Here is a 736-nt window from a genome sequence, read left to right as displayed (position 1 = left end):
GAAAGCATTTCAGTCCTTGAGTAGGGCGGGACACGTGAAATCCTGTCTGAACATGGGGGGACCACCCTCCAAGCCTAAATACTCGTACATGACCGATAGCGAACACAGTACCGTGAGGGAAAGGTGAAAAGCACCCCGATTAGGGGAGTGAAACAGTACCTGAAACCGGATGCTTACAAGCAGTTGGAGCCCCATAGGGGGTGACAGCGTACCTCTTGCATAATGGGTCAGTGACTTAATCTAGCATGCGAGCTTAAGCCGTTAGGTGTAGGCGAAGCGAAAGCGAGTCTGAATAGGGCGACTGAGTATGTTGGATTAGACCCGAAACCCGGCGATCTAGGCATGAGCAGATTGAAGGTGCGGTAACACGCACTGGAGGATCGAACCGTTGCATGTTGAAAAATGCTCGGATGACTTGTGTTTAGGGGTGAAAGGCCAATCAAGCCGGGAAATAGCTGGTTCTCCGCGAAATCTATTGAGGTAGAGCGTCAGATGTATGCCGATGGGGGTAGAGCACTGGATGGGCTAGGGCTGCGCGAGCGGTACCAAACCTAACCAAACTCCGAATACCATCGAGTCTTGTCTGGCAGACAGACGGCGGGTGCTAAGGTCCGTCGTCAAAAGGGAAACAGCCCTAACCTACAGCTAAGGTCCCCAAGTCATATCTAAGTGGGAAAGCATGTGGGAATCCCAAAACAACCAGGAGGTTGGCTTAGAAGCAGCCATCCTTTAAAGA

Annotated in this window: 1 rRNA gene; it reads left to right on the top strand. The window is 51.6% G+C overall.

The window, feature by feature from the left end:
* Positions 1-736 (top strand): 23S ribosomal RNA (locus A9Y75_RS25675); the annotation flags it as partial.

This window comes from Trichormus sp. NMC-1, assembly GCF_001858025.1.
In the GTDB taxonomy this organism is placed as follows: domain Bacteria; phylum Cyanobacteriota; class Cyanobacteriia; order Cyanobacteriales; family Nostocaceae; genus Anabaena.
Note: the sequence above shows the minus strand (reverse complement) of the source record. Positions and strands in the feature narration are given on the sequence as shown.